The organism is Sulfitobacter sp. S190, assembly GCF_025141935.1.
Taxonomy (GTDB): domain Bacteria; phylum Pseudomonadota; class Alphaproteobacteria; order Rhodobacterales; family Rhodobacteraceae; genus Sulfitobacter.
The window spans coordinates 949,045-966,255 of sequence record NZ_CP081120.1; the positions used below are offsets into that span (position 1 = coordinate 949,045).

Here is a 17,211-nt window from a genome sequence, read left to right on the forward strand (position 1 = left end):
CGCGGCGCGCGGGGCGGCTATGTCCCGTAAGGACCGCGCCACAAGGAGCCTGCGACATGCGAGACATCAAGAAACTTCCCGGAACAGCGGCCCTCGTGCTTGCGATGGGCGGCGGTATGGCGACCGCGCAGGAACGGGTGCAGGAGCTGGTGCCGCAGTGGGAATACGTGGCCGATACCGTGATGGGTGGCGTATCACGCGGGGGCATCGAAGAGACGCGGGTGCAGGGCCGGATGGCCACGCGGCTGACCGGTGATGTGTCGCTGGACAACAACGGCGGCTTTATCCAGATGGCGTTTGATCTGGCGCAGGGCGGTACCTTCGATGCCAGCGACTGGACGGGGATCGAAATTGACCTGACGGGCGAGGGCGATGCCTATGACATCCGCCTGCGCACCGACGAGCTGCGCCGCCCGTGGCATTCCTACCGGGCCGATCTGGAGGTGCCCGGCGAGTGGGCGAGCGTGCGCATTCCGTTCGCGGCGTTCGAGCCGCACAAGACGGATGTGCCGCTCGATACGGCGCGGCTGCGTCGGATCGGGGTGCTGGCCATCGGTGAGGAGATGCGCGCCGATATCGCGGTGTCCGGCATCCGGTTCTACCGCTAGAGCATGACGCAGGCGCCCCGACATCTGGCCGATCACCACATCAGCGACATCGTGCAGATGGCGCTGAGCGATCACGTGAGTTTTGCCGCGATCGAGGCGGAATACGGTCTGCGCGAAAAAGAGGTGAAGGCGTTGATGCGCGCGCAGCTCAAGCCGTCAAGTTACCGGACATGGCGCAAACGCGTGCGCGCCTTTGGCGACCGCCGGGCGCAGTACAAATGAGTGACGCGCGCCGTGCACAGGGCCGTGCCGTGCCCAGTGGTCGCCTGTCGCGTCTGGCGCGGATGGGGTCGATGACGGCGGGTGTTGCGGGCAACATGGCGCTGGGCGGAGTGGCACAGCTGGGGCGGGGGCAACGCCCAAACTGGCGTGATCTGATGCTGACGCCCGGCAATGTGAACCGCGTGGCGCGCCAGTTGTCGCAGATGCGCGGCGCGGCGATGAAGATCGGACAGCTCGTGTCGATGGATACCGGCGACGTGTTGCCGCCGGAGTTGGCGCAGATCATGGCGCGGGTGCGCGAGGATGCGGATTTCATGCCGCCTGCCCAGCTCAAGAAAGTGCTGGCGGCCAATTGGCACGCGGGATGGCTGCGTGACTTTGCGCAGTTCGACGTTCGCCCGATTGCGGCGGCGTCCATCGGGCAGGTGCACCGGGCGCGGCTGAAGGACGGCCGCACGCTGGCCATCAAGGTGCAGTACCCCGGTGTCGCCCGCAGCATCGACAGCGATGTGGCAAATGTGGGGGCGTTGATCCGCATGTCGGGGCTGCTGCCGCAGGGGTTCGCGCTTGATCCCTACCTCGCGGATGCGGCGGCACAGCTGCACGAGGAGACCGATTACCTGCGCGAGGCCGAACAGATGCGCCGCTTTGGCAGTTTGCTTCAGGGCACTGCGGGGTTTGTGGTGCCGCAGGTTCACGATGCGCTGAGCACCGGGCAGATCCTCGCGATGGATTTTATCGACAGCGTGCCGATCGAGGAGGTAGCCCATCTGGATCAGGCCGACCGCGATGACGTGGCGGCGCGGCTCATGCGACTGACCCTGCGCGAGCTGTTCGAGTTCGGCCTGATGCAGACCGATCCGAATTTCGCCAACTACCGCTTCGAGCCGCACAGCAAGGACATCGTGCTTCTGGATTTCGGGGCCACGCGTCCGCTCGATCCGCAGGTCGTGGCGCAGTACGGAGCGTTGATGCGCGCAGGGCTGGCCGATGATGGCCCTGCCATGGAGGCGGCCGCGCGGGCCATCGGGTTCATCACCGCGGACGTGGCACCGCGGCACGTCACGCGGATCATGGCGATGATGCGTCATGTGTTCGAGGCGTTGCGCGTGCCGCTGTTCGACTTTACCGATGAGACGCTGTCGCGCCGCATGCAGGCAGAGGGCGAGGCGCTGGCGCGTGACGGGTTCATCCCGCCAGTGGTGCCCATCGACGTGCTGTTCGCGCAGCGCAAGTTCGGCGGCATGTTCCTGTTGGGGGCGCGGCTGCGGGCGCGGTTGCCGCTGGCGCAGATGTGCGCGGAGGCGATCGGTGGCTGAGGTTTCCCCGGCGCGACGGCTGTTCGATCTGGTGTGGGGCGTGGTGCGCGCGCCCAAGTTCAACGGCCGTTTCGCGCTGGCGCTTGTCTATGGCGTGGCGTGCCATGCGCTGTTCGCGCTGGCGGTGGGGGCGATGATCGTCGCCATGTTCTTCGGAATGAGCGAGAGTTTCGGGCGCGTGCCGCAGCCGTGGGCGTGGGCCGCGAACCTGTTGCTGATCGTGCAGTTCCCGGTGGTACATTCACTGCTGCTGAGCCCCAAGGGACGGTGGGTGCTGGGGCTGCTGGCGCCCGAGCGCCATGCCCGCACGCTTGGCACCACGACATTTGCGTTGGTCGCCTCGGTGCAGTTGCTGGCGCTGTTCACGCTGTGGACGCCGAGCGGCATCGTCTGGTGGCGGGCCGAGGGGGCGGCGTTCTGGGTGGTGACGGCGGCCTATGCGGGGTCATACCTGTTGTTGATGTGGGCCAGTTTCGATGCCGGGGCCGAGGTGCAATCGGGTGCGCTGGGCTGGATGTCGATGGCGCAGGGGCGCAAACCGGAATTTCCCGGGATGCCGACGCGGGGTCTGTTCCGCTATATCCGGCAGCCGATCTATCTGAGTTTTGCGCTGACGCTCTGGACGGTGCCGGTGTGGACGCCGGACCAGTTGATGCTGGCGCTGATCCTGAGCGCCTATTGCGTGATGGCCCCGCACCGCAAGGAGCGCAGGTTTGCCAAGATGTATGGCGCGCAGTTCGAGGCATACCGCGACCGTGTGCCCTATATGGTGCCGCATCGCAGGCCGCGCGGACCGGACGGGCAGACCTGACGCAAGGTCATCCGCACGGTTGCTTTGCGTTTCCGGATTGCGTTGCTACACAAGTTCAGGTTGCGGGTTGACGCATGGGATCGCCCGCAGGTATCTGACTGTTTGACAGATCAATGATCAGTGATGGGTAGCGGTTGATGGACCATAGCGACGACACGGACCGGATCGCCGAGAGGCTGACGTCCTTTGTGACGTTCCGTCTGGCCCGCACGCAGAACAAGCTGAACGCACAGATCACGCATTACCTCAAAACCCACTCCGACATCAGTCTGGTGGATTGGCGGGTGCTGCGGCTGCTCGAGGCGATGGGCGACACGACCATGTCCCAGCTGGCGCGGCTGTTGCAGATGGACAAGGGCCAGTTGAGCCGCAAGATCACCGGTCTGGTGAAGCGGGCGCTGGTCAACAGCCGTACCGACGAGATCGACAGCCGCCAGCAGATCCTGAGCATTGCCGACGAGGGCCGCGCGATCGTCGAGGCGATGCTGCCGCGCGCCCTGGCGCGTCAGGCCATGCTGACCGCAGAAATTTCGCAGGAGGAACTGGCGCAGTTTCTTGACGTGCTGGGCCGGATCGATCGGGCAGCGGAACGGCGCGATCCGCTCGATTAGCGCCGCCGCGCCGCGATCTGGCGCACCACGACCGCGAGCGCCAGCGCCAAGAGCACCACCGCCACGGGCGATTTGAGCAGGAACAGCGGGTCGCCACCGCTGGCAGAGAATGCCTGCCGCGCGGTTTCTTCGAGGCGCGGCCCCAGCAGGAATGCGATGATGAAGGGCAGGGGCGACATGCCGATCCGCCGCATCGCCCAGCCCGCCACACCAAAGCCGATTGCCAGCCCGATGGCCCACATGCGGGGCGTATCGGCATAGACTGCCAGCAGCGTCAGCAGCGTCACCACCGGCAGCAGATACCCGCGCGGCAGCCGCCCCAGGGGCGCCACGCTGCGCATGAAGACACCGCCGATGGTCCAGTTCATGAGATTGGCCAGCATCATCAGGGTGAAGATGCCAAAGACAGTCACCAGTTCGGGGTTGAGGCCGGTGCCAGGCAGCGCAAACACGCCGGGGCCGGGGGTGAAGCTGCCGATGGAATCGGCCGCGAGGATCAGGAACACCGCCGCGGCATTGCCCGGAATGCCCAGCGACAGCACTGGGATGAGGTTGGCCCCTGCGACGGAGGAATTGGCCGCCTCGGTGGCGGCGACCCCTTCGGGTGCGCCGCGGCCAAAGGCGGTGACCGAGAGCGATGTCTGACGCGCGTGCCGTTTGCGCGCCACGTCATAGCCCAGCGTCGCGGCCAGCGTCGATCCGATCCCCGGCAGTGCACCGATGCCCGTGCCGATCAGCGCAGAGCGGGCGATATGCGGCATGATCCGCGCCCTGAGCGCCGCGCCAAGGCGGCCGGATTTGCCCGCGATCCGGCGCGGCGGCGGGTCGGCGGCATGGCTGCGGGCCTGTTCGAGCCCGTGGAACACTTCGCCCAGCACCAGCACGCCCAGCAGCACGGTGGTCAGCGGCAGCCCCTGCGCCAGCACGGAATTGCCCATCGCCAACCGCCCGTCGAGCGCGTCGCCCGTGCCGATGCTGGCGGCCAGCAGGCCAAGCCCGACCGCGATGATCCCCTTGGCCGCCGAGCGCCCGACCACCGCCCCGATAAAGGCCAGCGACAACAGCAACAGTGCCGTCTTTTCCGGCAGGTCCAGCAGCCGTTCCACCGCGAGGGCGAGGAACGGGGCCGTCACGATCAGCACCACATCGGAGAAGGTATCCCCGCAGGCCGAAGAGAAATGCGCCACCCGCAGGGCGGTGCCCGCATCGCCGCGCCGCGCCATGGGATAGCCGTCGCGCGCGGTCAGGTAGGCATCGGGCGTGCCCGGTGTGTTGAACAGGATCGCGGGCACGGCCCCGCCGACGGTGGCCCCCTTCATCACCCCGATCAGAAAGCCCAGCACCGGCAGCAGCGCCGCATCCGTGTAGCCGAACACCGTGATCAGTATGGGCAGCGAAATCGCCATGACCGCGGGGCCGGCCAACCCCGGCACGCTGCCTGCGACGATGCCGATGAGGAACCCCGCAGCAACCATGATCACGCTCGAAGAGATGCCCAAACCGATTGCGGGCATCAGGTCGGGCCCGCCCAGCACGGCGGCGATACCGGCCAGAAGGTGGTCGAGCATTGCCATCTAGAGGTCTCCGGCGGGGGGGAGTTGCAATTGCGCGAACGGCAGGCCGAACAGGGCCGCGAGCGTTGCGGTGCCAAGAACCGCGACCGCCAGCATGCGCCAGCCCGGGCGTTGGCCCGCCAGCAGCGCCAGCGCACAGATCAGGAAGGTGCCGCCCGTGCCGATCCCGATATAGGCCCAGGGCGCATCGAGCCTGCGGGCGCGGAAGCTGCCGGTGCCAGGGCCCAAGAGATCGTAGGCAAGCGGCCCCCCATGGCGCATGAGCAGCATGGCGAGGACAAGCGCGCCCGCCAGCCGCGCCACAAACATGACATTCGCCCGTGTCAGATGCATGGGATCGCGGCGGGCGGTGCCTTCGATGGCCAGCAGCACACCGCCGATGGCAATGAGCAGCGCCGCGACCGTAGGGGCGAGCGCATCCCCGATCGCGCGTTGCCCGCGCACGATATCGACCAGCCCCGTCGCGGTTCCGGCCGGGATCCAAGCCACGGCCATCAGCCCACCGCCGACGATGGCCAGAAGCGCCAGCGCGGCATCGGGCAGCGACAGATGCGCAGCCTTGCGTGGTCTTTTCACTGCGGTATCCCCCCCAGGATTGTGCGGTGCGCGGGCGGCAGTGCCCCCCGCGGTGTCAGGTCAGTTGCGGCTTTGCATCAGCGGTGTGGCCGTGTCGTATCCGTTGCGGATCAGCGCTTCGAGCCGGGCGCCGTCGAGCAGTGCCGCGCCGCCGAAGGTTTTGACGATCAACCCGCCCACCGCCGTTTGCGGATCGCCCACGACGCTGGACACGGCATCGGTCAGCGCGGCACGGGCATCGCGGGACAGACCGGCGGGTGCGATCACCACAAAATAGCCGTCCGCGTTATAGGGCACGCCCAGTTGCGCCAGCGTAGGCGCGTCGGGCGACATGCGCAGCGGTGTCGACAGGCCCGACACCAGATTGACCATATCGCCCGCTTCGACCGCGCGGGTTTGCAGGCCCGCGACCCAGCCCACGTCGATATCACCGGCGTTGAGGGCATTCATCACGCCCTTGCCGCCCTTCATCATCACGGTGTTGAACTGCACCCCGTGGGCCTGCCCCAGCAGATAGGCGAGATCGGCGAGCTTCGGGCTCATCGCGCCAAAGCGGATGGGCTCGCCTGCCTGTGCCGCGGCCACCAGATCGGCAAAGCTGTCGAAGCCGGAGCGGGTGGTGGCGACCACGCCCAGTTGCAGGCCGGCGGTGGTGGTCAGCGGGGTGAAATCATCGGGCGAGAGGTTCGATCCGGGTGCTGCGGCGAGATTATAGCCCAGCGATTCAGTCACCACGAGCGCCAGCGCCGTCCCGTCCGCCGGTTCATCCGCGAGTGCGTTGAGCGCGTTGATCCCGCCCTGACCGGTTATGTTTTCGGGGACCACGGTCCAGCCGCGTGTTTTTTCCAGTTCCTGCGCGATCAGGCGGGCCTGCGTATCGGCCCCACCGCCCGCGCGAAAACCGATCAGCATCTTGATGGGGCCGTCGGGTGACCAGCTGTCGCTGGCGGTGGCCATACCGCCGCAGAGCAGCGCGAGAACCGTGGCAGCCGCCATCATCAGCTTTGTTTTCATCACGCGATCCTTGCCCGGCCAGTCATCTGAGGGAACGGGATCAGCATGACGCAAATGTCGGATGACACAAGGCTTGTGGCGGGGGCGGGGCATCAAAACCGCGCAGGTGCGCACCCCGCGCTTGTGCGCGGGGGCGCGATCACGTCCGGAGCGTGTATGCTTGACCGGTCACCTGCTGCGCGGGGCGGTGTCAGTCCTTTTTGGTGTCGTCGATCACGTTCATGCCAGCGAGGCCCGAATTGCCCAGATCGACGCCCGCGAAGGGGCCGCCGTGGCACATGTGGTTGGGATCGTGGGGGTCCATCGGGGGGCTGTCGGCCAAGACCTGTGCGGCAAATTCTTCGGCGTTGTCGGTGGGCCGGTAACCGAGGAACGCCGCCTTGGCATTGTCGACTGGTGTGCGGTCATTGTTGGACACGCCGTAGATCACCGACCATCCGACCACGGGGGTGTCGATGCTGCGGGTGACGAGCTGGATCAGGTCGTCGTAGCTGAGCCATGAGCCGAGCGCGCGGGCGTTGTTGACCTGTGCGCAGCTGAGGATGCGCAGATGCACGCTTTCGAGGCCGCGTTTTTCCCAGTACATCCGGCCCAGATCTTCGGTAAAGCACTTGGCCAGCCCGTAGAATGTATCGGGGCGGTGGGCCACTTCGGTGTCGATGCGTTGGGTCTTGGGATACATGCCGACCGCGTGGATGGACGAGGCATAGACGATGCGGCGCACGCCGTGGCGGTGGGCCGCTTCCCAGATGTTGTAGGAGCCGACAAAGTTTGGGCCAAGAAGCTGCTCGAACGGGCCTTCGTCGACGAAAGCGCCGAAATGCACCACCATTTCGGCACCGGCAATCACCTCGAACATGGCGTCAAAATCCGCCAGATCGGCCTGCATGTACCGCTCGCCGGGATAGAGCGTGCCGGGCGTTTCCTTGATGTCGGTCGAGACGAGTTCGTCACACATGGCCGCCAGCGGTTCGCGCAGATACGAGCCCAAGCGCCCCGCGGCGCCGGTCAGCACGATTTTTCCGAGTTTCTTCATGATGTTCCCTTTTCGGTAGATAGCGGATGTCAGATCTGGATGTCGTAGGTGACCCATGCGGTTTGTGTGGCCAGTTTGTCATAGGCGCTGCGGGCGCGGTAGTTGTCCTGCGCGGTGATCCAGCGCAGCACGGACCAGCCCTCATCGGCGGCGCGCGTTTTCAGGGCGTCGATCAGGGCCTGTGCCGCGCCGGAGCCGCGGGCCTGCGGGCTGACGAACAGATCGTCGAGAAAGCCGCCCATCGCGGCGGCAAGCGGGCGCTCGAAGGGGCGGAAATGGGCCAGCCCGACCAGCGTGCCGCCCCCGTCCACCGCGACCAGCCCGTTGGTGGTGTGCGCGGGATCGTGCAGCCAAGACCAGACGGTGGCGCGCATCTGCTCGGTCTGTTCGACCTCGTAAAAGGCGGCGTAGGCGCGGTATAGCGTTTCCCATTCTGTGCGGTCGGCGGCGTCAACGGGGCGGACGATGATGGTCATGGGGCGTTCCTTTGTGGGTTTTGCAAGGGGCGACGGGGCGGGTCAGATGACCGCTTTTTCTTCGAACACGCGGCCGGCGGCAGCGCGGTTCACGTCGAAGGCCGATAAATCGAGGCTGCGGTAGCTGCCGTGGGTGATCAGTTCGGCCACGCCGCGCCCCATTGCGGGCGATTGCTGTAGCCCGTGGCCCGAAAAGCCGTTGATGAAAACGAAATTGGGGCAAGACTGTGCTCGGCCCAAAAGCGCGTTCTGGTCGAGTGTGTTGTAGGCGTAATGCCCGACCCATTCGTTGATGACCTTGATCGCCTCGAATTGGGGGATGCGGGTGGCGATGGCGGGCCAGACCTTCGATTCCCACAAGCTGTGGTCAAAGCCGAAGTCGTCGTAGGCCACTGCGGGGTCGTCATCGGGGGGGCACCCTGCGAGGTAGTATTTGCCCTCGCTGCGCATGTGCACGCCGGAGGGATCGATGGTCAGCGGCAGATCGCGGTCCAGCGGCTGTGCGGCGTCGAAGATGAAGGTGTAGCGTTTGCGCGGCTCGACCGGCAGATCAAGGCCCGCCATGCGCGCCGTGGCCGCCGCGCGCGGCCCGGTGGCGTTGACGAGCGTGCCACAGGCGATGGTCTGGCCGCAGGCGAGCGTGACGCTTTGCACGGGCCCGGTGCCGTTTGCGCCGCGGTTGATGCCGGTCACGTCGCCCGCGATGTATTCGACCCCGCCGCGTCGCGCCATCCGTTTGAACCAGTCGAACATGGTGCCCCCGTCGAAGTAGCCTTCGTCGACGCGGTTGTGGTTGGCGGCCACGATATCGTCGAGTTGGTAGAACGGATAATCGGCGGCGATCTCATCGGGGGTCATGTGCCGGGTGGCGGCGCCGAGACCGGCCTGAACCCGTTGCCCTTCCGCCAGCGTGCGGGCGAAGGCGGGTGTGTCGGCCAGATACAGGTAGCCGTAGCTTTGCAGGGTGAGATCTGGGACTTCGGGATCACCGCCCATGTACTCCCGGAAATTGTGGATGAAGCGGGCGCCGAACTGCGACACGGCGATGTTCGACGCGTTGCTGAATTGCTGGCGGATGCAGCTGTTGGTGTGTGAGGTGGAGGCGAAGGAATAGGACGGATCGCGTTCGATCACGAGGATCCTGCCATCGAAGGTCGGCTCGCGGCTGAGCCACCAAGCGACGGACGATCCCATGATGGCGCCACCGATGATGACAACATCGTAAGAGCTGTGGGCGGCGTCTGCCATCTGGTCCCTCCGGTCTGCGGTTGCGCCATGCTTTGCCGCAAATTGCCGTTGGTGCAAGCGCGGATTTGCCGCAGCCGGATGTGTCGGCGCAGTGCCGCGAAGGTCGCGAATGGACGTAGACGTAGCCGCCGGAAACGGGCAGTCTGTGACCCATGGGAAGAGTTGCCGCGCATAAATGCCGTCGCGCCCGTGCGCAGGACTGCGCCGATGCGTGATGATGCCGTGATACCGAGCGTCGCACTGCGGCCGCCCGCGCAGGTCATGCGCCTGTCGCGGATGGGGTCGATGTTTCCCACGCGCCTGTCGTTCCTGCGCAGCCTGATCCGGACGCTGGCGGCGGAACGCGCGGTCGTGACCCGCCATGTCTGGGACATGTGCGAGGACGGGTTTGGCCATGGGGTGTTCTGTGTCGATCTGGGCGGCCATACCTATTCGCTGGTCGCGGTGTCGACCGATCTGCCGCCCGAGATGCGCACGGACCGCGTGATCGCCACCGCGTGGGACAGCGCCTATGTCCTGTTTGACGGGGTGCCGGATGCGGAGGACATCGCGCGGATCGTGGCGCAGGCGCCCAAGCAGGAGGCGGGGCGTTTTTGTGACCGCGATCTGGTGCTGAGCCGCGCCAATAAATCCGTGCGCCTGTTTGCCCATGTGGTGCAATCGCTGCGTGCGGGCCGCCAGCCCGATCCCGAAATGATCCGCGATGTGGGATACCTGATGCGCACCACGGCCGTCTACGGCAACGGCAAATTCGGGATCGCGGACCGCGGCACCTATGACCAGCGGCCGGGACTGCGCGGCCCCTTTGCCGCGGAAATGCTGACGGTGTGGTTGATCCGGCACTTTACCCATGCGCTGGCCGAACACGTGGGTCGCGGCACGCTGGACCGCGCCACGAAGCGGCATCTGGGCATCGGCAATTCCACGGGGTTGGGCATGGCGCCGTTTCTGGTGAACCATCCGGTGCTGTTGAACAACTGGATCAGCGCGCGCGAAACCGCGCTGGCGCGGGTGCGGGCGATTGACCGTCTGGAAGAGGACGAGATCCGGCGCCTGGGCGCGCTGGCCGAACGGGCCGCCCGCCATCTGGCGGAATGGCGGGTGCCCGATGCCGCCCATCAGGCACGGATCGTGGCCTTGCGGGCCGATTGGGAACGCGTAAAGGCGGTATTGGCGGCAGACGCGATGGAGATGCGCCAACCGCTGGACCATGTGATGCGTCAGGTCGATGCCGAAAGCTGTGATGTGCAGGAGCTGATGGCCAGCCTGCTGATCGAGCCGTTCGGCACGCTGGTCGACGGGTTAAGTGAATGTATGGCCGATCCTTTCGGCAATTTCGCGCCTTTACTTGCCGATACGGATGCAGTGGGCGCACAGGCGCGCGCGGCCTTTGGCTGGGCGATCGGCGTGCCCTATGACGCGGCGGCGGAATGCGAACAGTTCTGGTACGTGTCGCAGGCCAAGCAGGAACCGCGGCTGGGCCTGCGCTTTGACGAGCCGGGTGCCGAGTTGGAAAGCCCGCTGGATATTGCGCGGCGGGTCGCCCGGATGGTGCAGGACCTGCCCGAAACGGCGCAATCGGTGTCCACCTTTCTGGAGCGTCATCCCGACCACGCGCTTGCGGTGTCGCGGGTGGCGCTGTCGCAACGCTATCCCTACGGAGAAATCCACGACAACCTGATCAGCGGGCGGTGTCTGCCGATCGACATGCTGCGCTGCAAGCTGTCGTTCTTTGGCGCGTCCAAGTTCGACCCCAAATCGGACCGCTGGACCCGGATCACCCTGTGTCAGGGCGCGCCTTTGGCCGATGAACTGACCCAGCCGGAGGCCGATGACTGGTGGCTGCCGGTGGCGCGGCCATGAGCTATTCCGAAAACGAGGTTGCGACGCTCGCCAGCAAGGCGGCGCGGGGCGTTGGTGCGCCGGTACAGCAGGCCGGGGAATTCGGCCGCGCGGCCGCCGTGCACCTGCAGGCCGACCGCGATGTGCTGGACCTGCGCCGCGCGCTCGTCGCGCTGCCGCTGGGGCCGATCATCGATTTGCCCCGCCGCATACAGGCCATCGCGGAGAATGCACGGGGCGGCCGGGCGGAGGCCTATTTCGAAACCGGGGGCTGGGTGCCGCTGGCGCGCAGCTATGTCGAGTGTCTGCCCTATGAGGCGATGCTGAACCTGCGGATGGAATTGCTGCTGGATCTGACCCTGCCCGTGCCGCGCCGCACGCCCGCGCGCATCGAGTTGAGCGACGAGATCTATGCCGAGTGGACCGAGCAGGCCCAGCGGACGATGGTGCCTGACAGCGAGGCGTCACGGAACGCGGGCGCCGGCGCAGGGTTGACCGACAACGACTAGCTTTGCGGCGCGAACGGCGGATCGGGATAGACCACATCGGCGAGATAGAGCCCGTGGGGCGGGCAGACCGGACCGCAAGCGGCGCGGTCGCGCGCGTCGAGTGCGATTTGCACATCCTGTGGCGTCATCGTCCCGCCGCCGACCCGTTCAAGCGTGCCCACAAAGCTGCGCACCTGATTGTGCAAAAACGAGCGGGCGCGCACATCGAAATGCACTTCGGTCCCATGGGGCGTCTTGACCCGGCTGACCGTCAGGCGGTCGAGCGTTTTGACGGGGCTGTCGGCCTGACAGATGGTCGAGCGGAACGTGGTGAAATCATGTTTGCCGACAAGCCGGTTCGCGGCCTCCTGCATCGCGTCGGTGTCGAGATCGTGTTTGACCTGCCAGACCAGACCGTTGTGGTGCGTGGCGGGTGCCCTGCGGGTCAGGATGCGAAAAAGGTAGCGCCGCTCGCGTGCCGAAAACCGGGCGTGAAAATCATCGCTGACGGCGGCGCACGCCACAATCGCCACCGGGTGCGGTTTGAGGTGGTAGTTAAGTGCCTCCGACAGGCGAAAGGGGGTCCAGTCGCGTGCCATGTCGCAATGCGCCACCTGGCCTGTTGCGTGCACGCCCGCGTCCGTCCGGCCCGCGGCGGCGATGGTGTGGGGGCCGGGTTCGAGCCGGGCCAGCGCTGTTTCGATTACGCCCTGCACCGAAGCATGTTCCTTCTGGCGTTGCCACCCGACAAAAGGGGCGCCGTGGTATTCGACTTTCAGGGCATAACGTGGCATGCGCGGCATGTAGCGTGCCGCACCGGCGCTGGCAATCCCCGTGCCCCGGCCCTATGTTACGGCCAAGTCAAGACAGGGGGCCGGGGTGGTCATTTCGCAAATTGCCGATGGCATCTGGCGCCAGGTCGAAACGGTGCAGGATACCGTATCGGAGACGTTCTTCGAGCCAGTGATCCGGTTGGGTGTCACCGGTCTTGCCCGGTCGGGCAAAACCGTTTTCATCACATCGCTAGTGGCCAATCTGCTGGACCGCGGGCGGATGCCGGGGCTGGTGGCAGCCACCGAGGGCCGCATCGAGGCGGCGTTCCTGCAGCCGCAGCCCGACGATACCGTGCCGCGGTTCGATTTCGAGGGGCATATGGCCGATCTGACGGCCCGAAGCCCGCGCTGGCCCGACAGCACGCGGGCGATTTCGGAGCTGCGGTTGAGCTTGCGGGTGCGCCCCTCGGGCATGCTGGCGGGGCTGAAGGGGCCGCGCACGATCCATCTGGATATTGTCGATTACCCCGGTGAGTGGTTGCTGGATCTGGGGCTTTTGGAACAGAGTTTCGAGGAATGGTCCGCGCAGACGCTCGAGCGGATCAAGGACCGCCCGCAAGCGGCGGACTACAAGGCGATGCTTGGCGATATCGACGGGGCGGCCGCGCTGGAGGAGCCGGTGGCCAAGCGGTTGGCCGAGACCTTTGCCGCCTATCTGCAGCACGCGCGCCGCGACGGGTTCTCTGACTGCACGCCGGGCCGGTTCTTGCTGCCCGGTGATCTGGCCGGATCGCCGGTGCTGACCTTCGCGCCGCTGCCCGAGGGCGATGCGCCGCGCCGGTCGTTGCGCCGCGAGATGGGCCGCCGCTTCGAGGCGTATAAATCGCAGGTCGTAAAGCCGTTTTTCCGGGATCATTTCGCCCGCATCGACCGGCAGGTTGTGTTGGTCGACGCATTGGGTGCGATCCACGCAGGTCCGCAGGCGGTCGAGGATCTGCGGGCGGCGATGCGCGACACGCTTGGTGCGTTCCGGCCCGGGCGCAACAGTTTTCTGGGATCGATCCTTGGCGGCAGGCGGGTCGAGCGCATTCTGTTCGCCGCCACCAAGGCCGATCATCTGCACCACGCCCAGCACCCGCAACTGACCGCGATCATGCAGGCGCTGACTCGTGACGCGCGCGACAAGGCGCGGTTTGCCGGTGCCAAGACGGCGGCCATGTCGATTGCGTCGCTGCGGGCCACCACCGAAGATGTCATGCGCCACGACGGGGTGGATTTACAGGTGGTGCGCGGTGCGCTTCTGGAAACCGGCAAGCAGGCGGCGTTCTATCCGGGCGATTTGCCCGAAGATCCCGCACATCTGCTGACGCCCGCGCGGGCGGGGGCCGAGCGCTGGCTCGAGCAGGATTACCAGATCATGCGGTTTGCCCCCAGCCCGCTGACCCTGCGGCCCGGCGATGGTCCGCCCCATATCCGGCTGGACCGTGCGGCGGAGTTTCTGTTCGGTGACCGGTTGTGAGCGTGATTGCCCTGGCTCCTGCGCGCAGTCTCGATGCGGGCAAATTGGCGCAGATCATGGCGGAGGCGAACGCACGGCATCCGTGGTTGCCGCGGCTGTATTCGGGGGCCGAAGAGATCATGTTTGTCGGCGATATGATCGACGCGGGCTGGGTGCGGGTGGCACAGGGCGACGACGGGTTGCAGGGGTTTCTGGCCCGTTCCGATACCGAAATCCACGCGCTGTACCTGCGGCCCCACCTGCAGGGGCGCGGGATTGCGCGGGCGCTGATGAGCGAAGCGCAGCGCGGCACCCACCGGTTGGGCCTGTGGAGTTATCAGGCCAACGACCGCGCCGCCCGGTTTTACAGAAAAGCCGGATTTCACGAAATACGCCGGACCGACGGGGCAGGTAATGATGCCTTGCTGCCCGACATCCGGTTCGAGTGGCACAGAAAGGACGCGTGATGGCCAAGGGCCCGGTTCTGATTGATCTTGAAGCTGCGCAGGCGCCGCCCCCGTCCGTGGCCGAGGCCCCGATGATCGAGGATCACGGCCCCGTTGTCGCCGAAGGGCAGGCCATGCAGATCGCGGCCAAGATCGCCACGGCACGGCCCTCGCGGCTGATGCGGCTGTTCTGGGCGCTCGCGGGGGCATTGGTGGCCGCGCTGGTTTCGCTGGCGGCGTGGCAGTTCGTGACCGGCCTGATGGCGCAGTATCCGGTGGTGGGGCTGGCGCTGAGCCTGCTGATGGGGGCGTTCGTGCTGGTGCTGGTGCTTGTGGCGCTGCGTGAACTGGCGGCGTTCGGGCGGCTGTCGCGGCTGGACGGGCTGCGCCATGCCGCCGCCGAGGCGTTGGCCAACGATGATCTGGCGGGTGCGCGGGAGGTGACCGACAGGTTGGTCGCGCTGTACAAGGGGCGCGAGGACACGCGCTGGGGCCGCGACCGGCTGGCGGAGCTGCGCGGGGACCAGCTGGATGTGACGGGGCTGATGGGGCTGGCGGAGACGGAGCTTCTGGGCCCGTTGGACAATGCCGCACAGCGCGAGGTCGAGGCCGCAGCGCGGCAGGTCGCGACGGTCACCGCGCTGGTGCCGCTGGCGCTGGCAGATGTGGCCGCCGCATTGACGGCAAACCTGCGGATGATCCGGCGCATCGCCGAGGTTTATGGCGGGCGGTCGGGGTTTTTCGGCAGTTGGCGTCTGGCCCGCGCGGTGCTGTCGCATCTTGTGGCCACGGGCGCGGTTGCGGTGGGCGACGATCTGTTGGAGCCGGTGCTGGGCGGGACCATTCTGGGTAAATTGAGCCGCCGTTTCGGCGAGGGGCTTGTCAACGGTGCATTGACCGCCCGTGTGGGCGTGGCGGCGATGGAAGTGTGCCGGCCGTTGCCCTTTGCGGCGCAGACACGGCCGAAAGTACGATCAATCATCTCGCGCAGTCTGACGGGGCTGTTTGCGGGCAAGAAGGAAGGATAACGATGGAGCGTTTTGCCGAAGAGCTGGCCACGATGGTGCGCACGCCGCTGGAGGACGCGCATGTCGAAGCGATGCGCGCACAGGGCACGGTCAAGACGGTGCCCGCGGGGACGATGCTGCAGGAACCGGGCGTCGTGATGTCGGAGTTCCACTATGTCATCGACGGGGAGGTCGAGGCGGTCGACAGCCGCAGCGGCGAGCGCTACGGCAACGCGACGCTGGGGCCGCGCCAATTCTTCGGCGATCTGCAATTCCTGTCGGGGGGTGTGTCCTTTGCGGGGGCGCGCACCGTGGTCGAGAGCGAGATCCTGTGTGTGCCACGGGCCGACATGCTGCGCCTGATGAGCGATATGCCCGAGATGAGCGATATCCTTGTGGCGGTCTTTGCCGCGCGGCGGCGCAATGCGTTCGAGAAGTCGCACGGCGCGCTGACGCTGCTTGGCACGGAAGTGGACCGTGATATCCGTCATGTGGCAAGCTTTGCCGCGCGCAACCGGTTGCCGTTTGCCGAAGTCGCGCTGGACAGTGACGAGGGGCGGCGGTTCAGCGAGATCTGTGCGCTGGACGGTGAGACGCCTGCGGTCATTCTGGGCCGTAACGAAGTTTTGTCGCCTGCCACACCGCAGACCGTGGCCGCCGCCATCGGGCTGGACATGGCGATCAGCGACGACACGGTGTTCGACGTGATCATCGTGGGCGGTGGCCCCTCCGGCGTGGCGGCGGCGGTCTATGCCGGGGCCGAGGGGCTGAGCGCGCTGGTGGTCGAGGATCTGGCCATCGGCGGGCAGGCGGGCACGTCGAGCCGGATCGAGAATTACATGGGCTTTCCGACCGGTATTTCGGGCAGCGATCTTGTCGGGCGGGGCGAAGTACAGGCGATGAAATTCGGCACCCGTTTCGCCGTGCCGCGCCGCGCAATGAGCCTTGAGCAATGCGAAAAGCGGCTGTTTCATGTCAAGCTGGACAATGATCAGTACGTGTCGGGCCGGTCTTTGGTTGTGGCGACGGGGGTGCAATACCGGCGCATGGGCCTTGAGGGTCTGGAGCGGTTCGAGGGGGCGGGCGTGTATTACGCGGCCACCGAAATGGAGGCCCGCTGGGCGCGGGGCGGTGAGGTGGCAATCATCGGGGGCGGCAATTCCGCCGGGCAGGCGGCGATGTATCTGGCGCGCAGTGCCAAGCACGTGCATGTTCTGGTGCGCGGCCCGTCGCTGGCCAGTTCGATGTCCGACTACTTGCTTAGCCGGTTGGAACGGCACCCCAAGATCACCATCCATCTGAACACCGAAGCGATCGAGCTGCACGGGCAGGATGCGTTGGAAGCGGTTACCCTGTGCAACAAGCAAAAGGACGAGACATGGCGGATCGAGACGTCGGGGTTGTTCGTGATGGCCGGTGCCGCGCCCAATACCGATTGGCTTTCGGGGATGGTGGAGCTGGATGATCGCGGGTTCGTGTGCACTGGTCCGCAGGCCGGCGGGCGCACCACGTTTGAGACATCGAAGCCCGGTGTTTTTGCGGTGGGCGATTTGCGGGCGGGATCGGTCAAACGGGTCGCGTCGGCGGTGGGCGAGGGATCGGTTGTGATTTCGGCGGCATGGGCGCATGTGAACGACGACGAAAGCTAGGGTTTACCTTACC

At 66.4% G+C, this 17,211-nt stretch carries 18 protein-coding genes; 11 read left to right on the forward strand and 7 right to left on the reverse strand.

The features are described from left to right. The first annotated feature begins 56 nt into the window (after positions 1–56). The 5 genes from K3756_RS04985 to K3756_RS05005 all read left to right on the forward strand — a co-directional run bounded on the left by K3756_RS04985 (position 57) and on the right by K3756_RS05005 (position 3,571). Positions 57–608 carry a CIA30 family protein gene (locus tag K3756_RS04985; protein WP_259991507.1) on the forward strand — a complete coding sequence of 184 codons (552 nt, stop codon included), beginning with the start codon at positions 57–59 and terminating at the stop codon, positions 606–608. A 3-nt stretch (positions 609–611) separates the two neighbouring features. After that, positions 612–830 carry a TIGR03643 family protein gene (locus K3756_RS04990; RefSeq protein ID WP_259991510.1) on the forward strand — a complete coding sequence of 73 codons (219 nt, stop codon included), beginning with the start codon at positions 612–614 and terminating at the stop codon, positions 828–830. Next, positions 827–2,149 carry an AarF/ABC1/UbiB kinase family protein gene (locus K3756_RS04995; protein WP_259991511.1) on the forward strand — a complete coding sequence of 441 codons (1,323 nt, stop codon included), beginning with the start codon at positions 827–829 and terminating at the stop codon, positions 2,147–2,149. The genes K3756_RS04990 and K3756_RS04995 overlap by 4 nt, the downstream gene beginning before the upstream one ends. Beyond that, a complete protein-coding gene (locus tag K3756_RS05000; protein WP_409202421.1) occupies positions 2,142–2,960 on the forward strand; it encodes a methyltransferase family protein in 819 nt (272 codons plus the stop codon). The genes K3756_RS04995 and K3756_RS05000 overlap by 8 nt, the downstream gene beginning before the upstream one ends. Before the next feature lie 137 nt (positions 2,961–3,097). Then, positions 3,098–3,571, forward strand: a complete 474-nt coding sequence (locus K3756_RS05005) for a MarR family winged helix-turn-helix transcriptional regulator (protein ID WP_259991513.1) — start codon at positions 3,098–3,100, stop codon at positions 3,569–3,571. Here K3756_RS05005 and K3756_RS05010 read toward each other — a convergent pair. From K3756_RS05010 to K3756_RS05035, 6 genes are all read right to left on the reverse strand, one after another. Further along, the gene (locus K3756_RS05010) at positions 3,568–5,145 is read right to left on the reverse strand and encodes a tripartite tricarboxylate transporter permease (protein ID WP_259991515.1); all 1,578 of its coding nucleotides are present in this window, start codon (positions 5,143–5,145) and stop codon (positions 3,568–3,570) included. The two genes, K3756_RS05005 and K3756_RS05010, sit on opposite strands and share 4 nt — an antisense overlap. Then, entirely contained in the window at positions 5,146–5,721 is a 576-nt protein-coding gene (locus K3756_RS05015; protein ID WP_259991517.1) for a hypothetical protein, read from the reverse strand. Between the two features lie 60 nt (positions 5,722–5,781). Further along, a complete protein-coding gene (locus K3756_RS05020) occupies positions 5,782–6,735 on the reverse strand; it encodes a tripartite tricarboxylate transporter substrate binding protein (protein WP_259991519.1) in 954 nt (317 codons plus the stop codon). Positions 6,736–6,925: 190 nt separating this feature from the next. Next, entirely contained in the window at positions 6,926–7,771 is an 846-nt protein-coding gene (locus K3756_RS05025; RefSeq protein ID WP_259991521.1) for an NAD(P)-dependent oxidoreductase, read from the reverse strand. Positions 7,772–7,800: 29 nt separating this feature from the next. Further along, positions 7,801–8,247 (reverse strand): GNAT family N-acetyltransferase, encoded by a 447-nt coding sequence (locus K3756_RS05030; protein WP_259991524.1) that lies wholly within the window; start codon positions 8,245–8,247, stop codon positions 7,801–7,803. A 42-nt stretch (positions 8,248–8,289) separates the two neighbouring features. Then, the gene (locus K3756_RS05035; RefSeq protein WP_259991526.1) at positions 8,290–9,495 is read right to left on the reverse strand and encodes an FAD-binding oxidoreductase; all 1,206 of its coding nucleotides are present in this window, start codon (positions 9,493–9,495) and stop codon (positions 8,290–8,292) included. Positions 9,496–9,702: 207 nt separating this feature from the next. On the opposite strand from K3756_RS05035, the gene K3756_RS05040 reads away from it, so the two are divergent. Continuing rightward, positions 9,703–11,358 carry a hypothetical protein gene (locus K3756_RS05040; protein WP_259991528.1) on the forward strand — a complete coding sequence of 552 codons (1,656 nt, stop codon included), beginning with the start codon at positions 9,703–9,705 and terminating at the stop codon, positions 11,356–11,358. Continuing rightward, on the forward strand, positions 11,355–11,846 hold the full coding sequence (locus K3756_RS05045; RefSeq protein ID WP_259991529.1) for a hypothetical protein: 492 nt from the start codon (positions 11,355–11,357) through the stop codon (positions 11,844–11,846). The genes K3756_RS05040 and K3756_RS05045 overlap by 4 nt, the downstream gene beginning before the upstream one ends. Here the strand turns inward: K3756_RS05045 and truA are convergent. Further along, on the reverse strand, positions 11,843–12,619 hold the full coding sequence (gene truA / locus K3756_RS05050; protein WP_259991532.1) for a tRNA pseudouridine(38-40) synthase TruA: 777 nt from the start codon (positions 12,617–12,619) through the stop codon (positions 11,843–11,845). The two genes, K3756_RS05045 and truA, sit on opposite strands and share 4 nt — an antisense overlap. 85 nt (positions 12,620–12,704) lie before the next feature. Here truA and K3756_RS05055 point away from each other — a divergent pair, with 85 nt between their 5' ends. From K3756_RS05055 to K3756_RS05070, 4 genes are read left to right on the forward strand one after another with little or no spacing between them, the layout of a single operon-like run. Further along, positions 12,705–14,117 (forward strand): YcjX family protein, encoded by a 1,413-nt coding sequence (locus K3756_RS05055; protein WP_259991535.1) that lies wholly within the window; start codon positions 12,705–12,707, stop codon positions 14,115–14,117. After that, positions 14,114–14,563 (forward strand): GNAT family N-acetyltransferase, encoded by a 450-nt coding sequence (locus tag K3756_RS05060; RefSeq protein ID WP_259991537.1) that lies wholly within the window; start codon positions 14,114–14,116, stop codon positions 14,561–14,563. Before K3756_RS05055 ends, K3756_RS05060 begins: the two co-directional genes overlap by 4 nt. After that, positions 14,563–15,570 (forward strand): YcjF family protein, encoded by a 1,008-nt coding sequence (locus tag K3756_RS05065; RefSeq protein WP_259991539.1) that lies wholly within the window; start codon positions 14,563–14,565, stop codon positions 15,568–15,570. Before K3756_RS05060 ends, K3756_RS05065 begins: the two co-directional genes overlap by 1 nt. A gap of 2 nt (positions 15,571–15,572) precedes the next feature. Continuing rightward, on the forward strand, positions 15,573–17,198 hold the full coding sequence (locus tag K3756_RS05070; RefSeq protein ID WP_259991541.1) for an FAD-dependent oxidoreductase: 1,626 nt from the start codon (positions 15,573–15,575) through the stop codon (positions 17,196–17,198). Positions 17,199–17,211 lie beyond the last annotated feature (13 nt).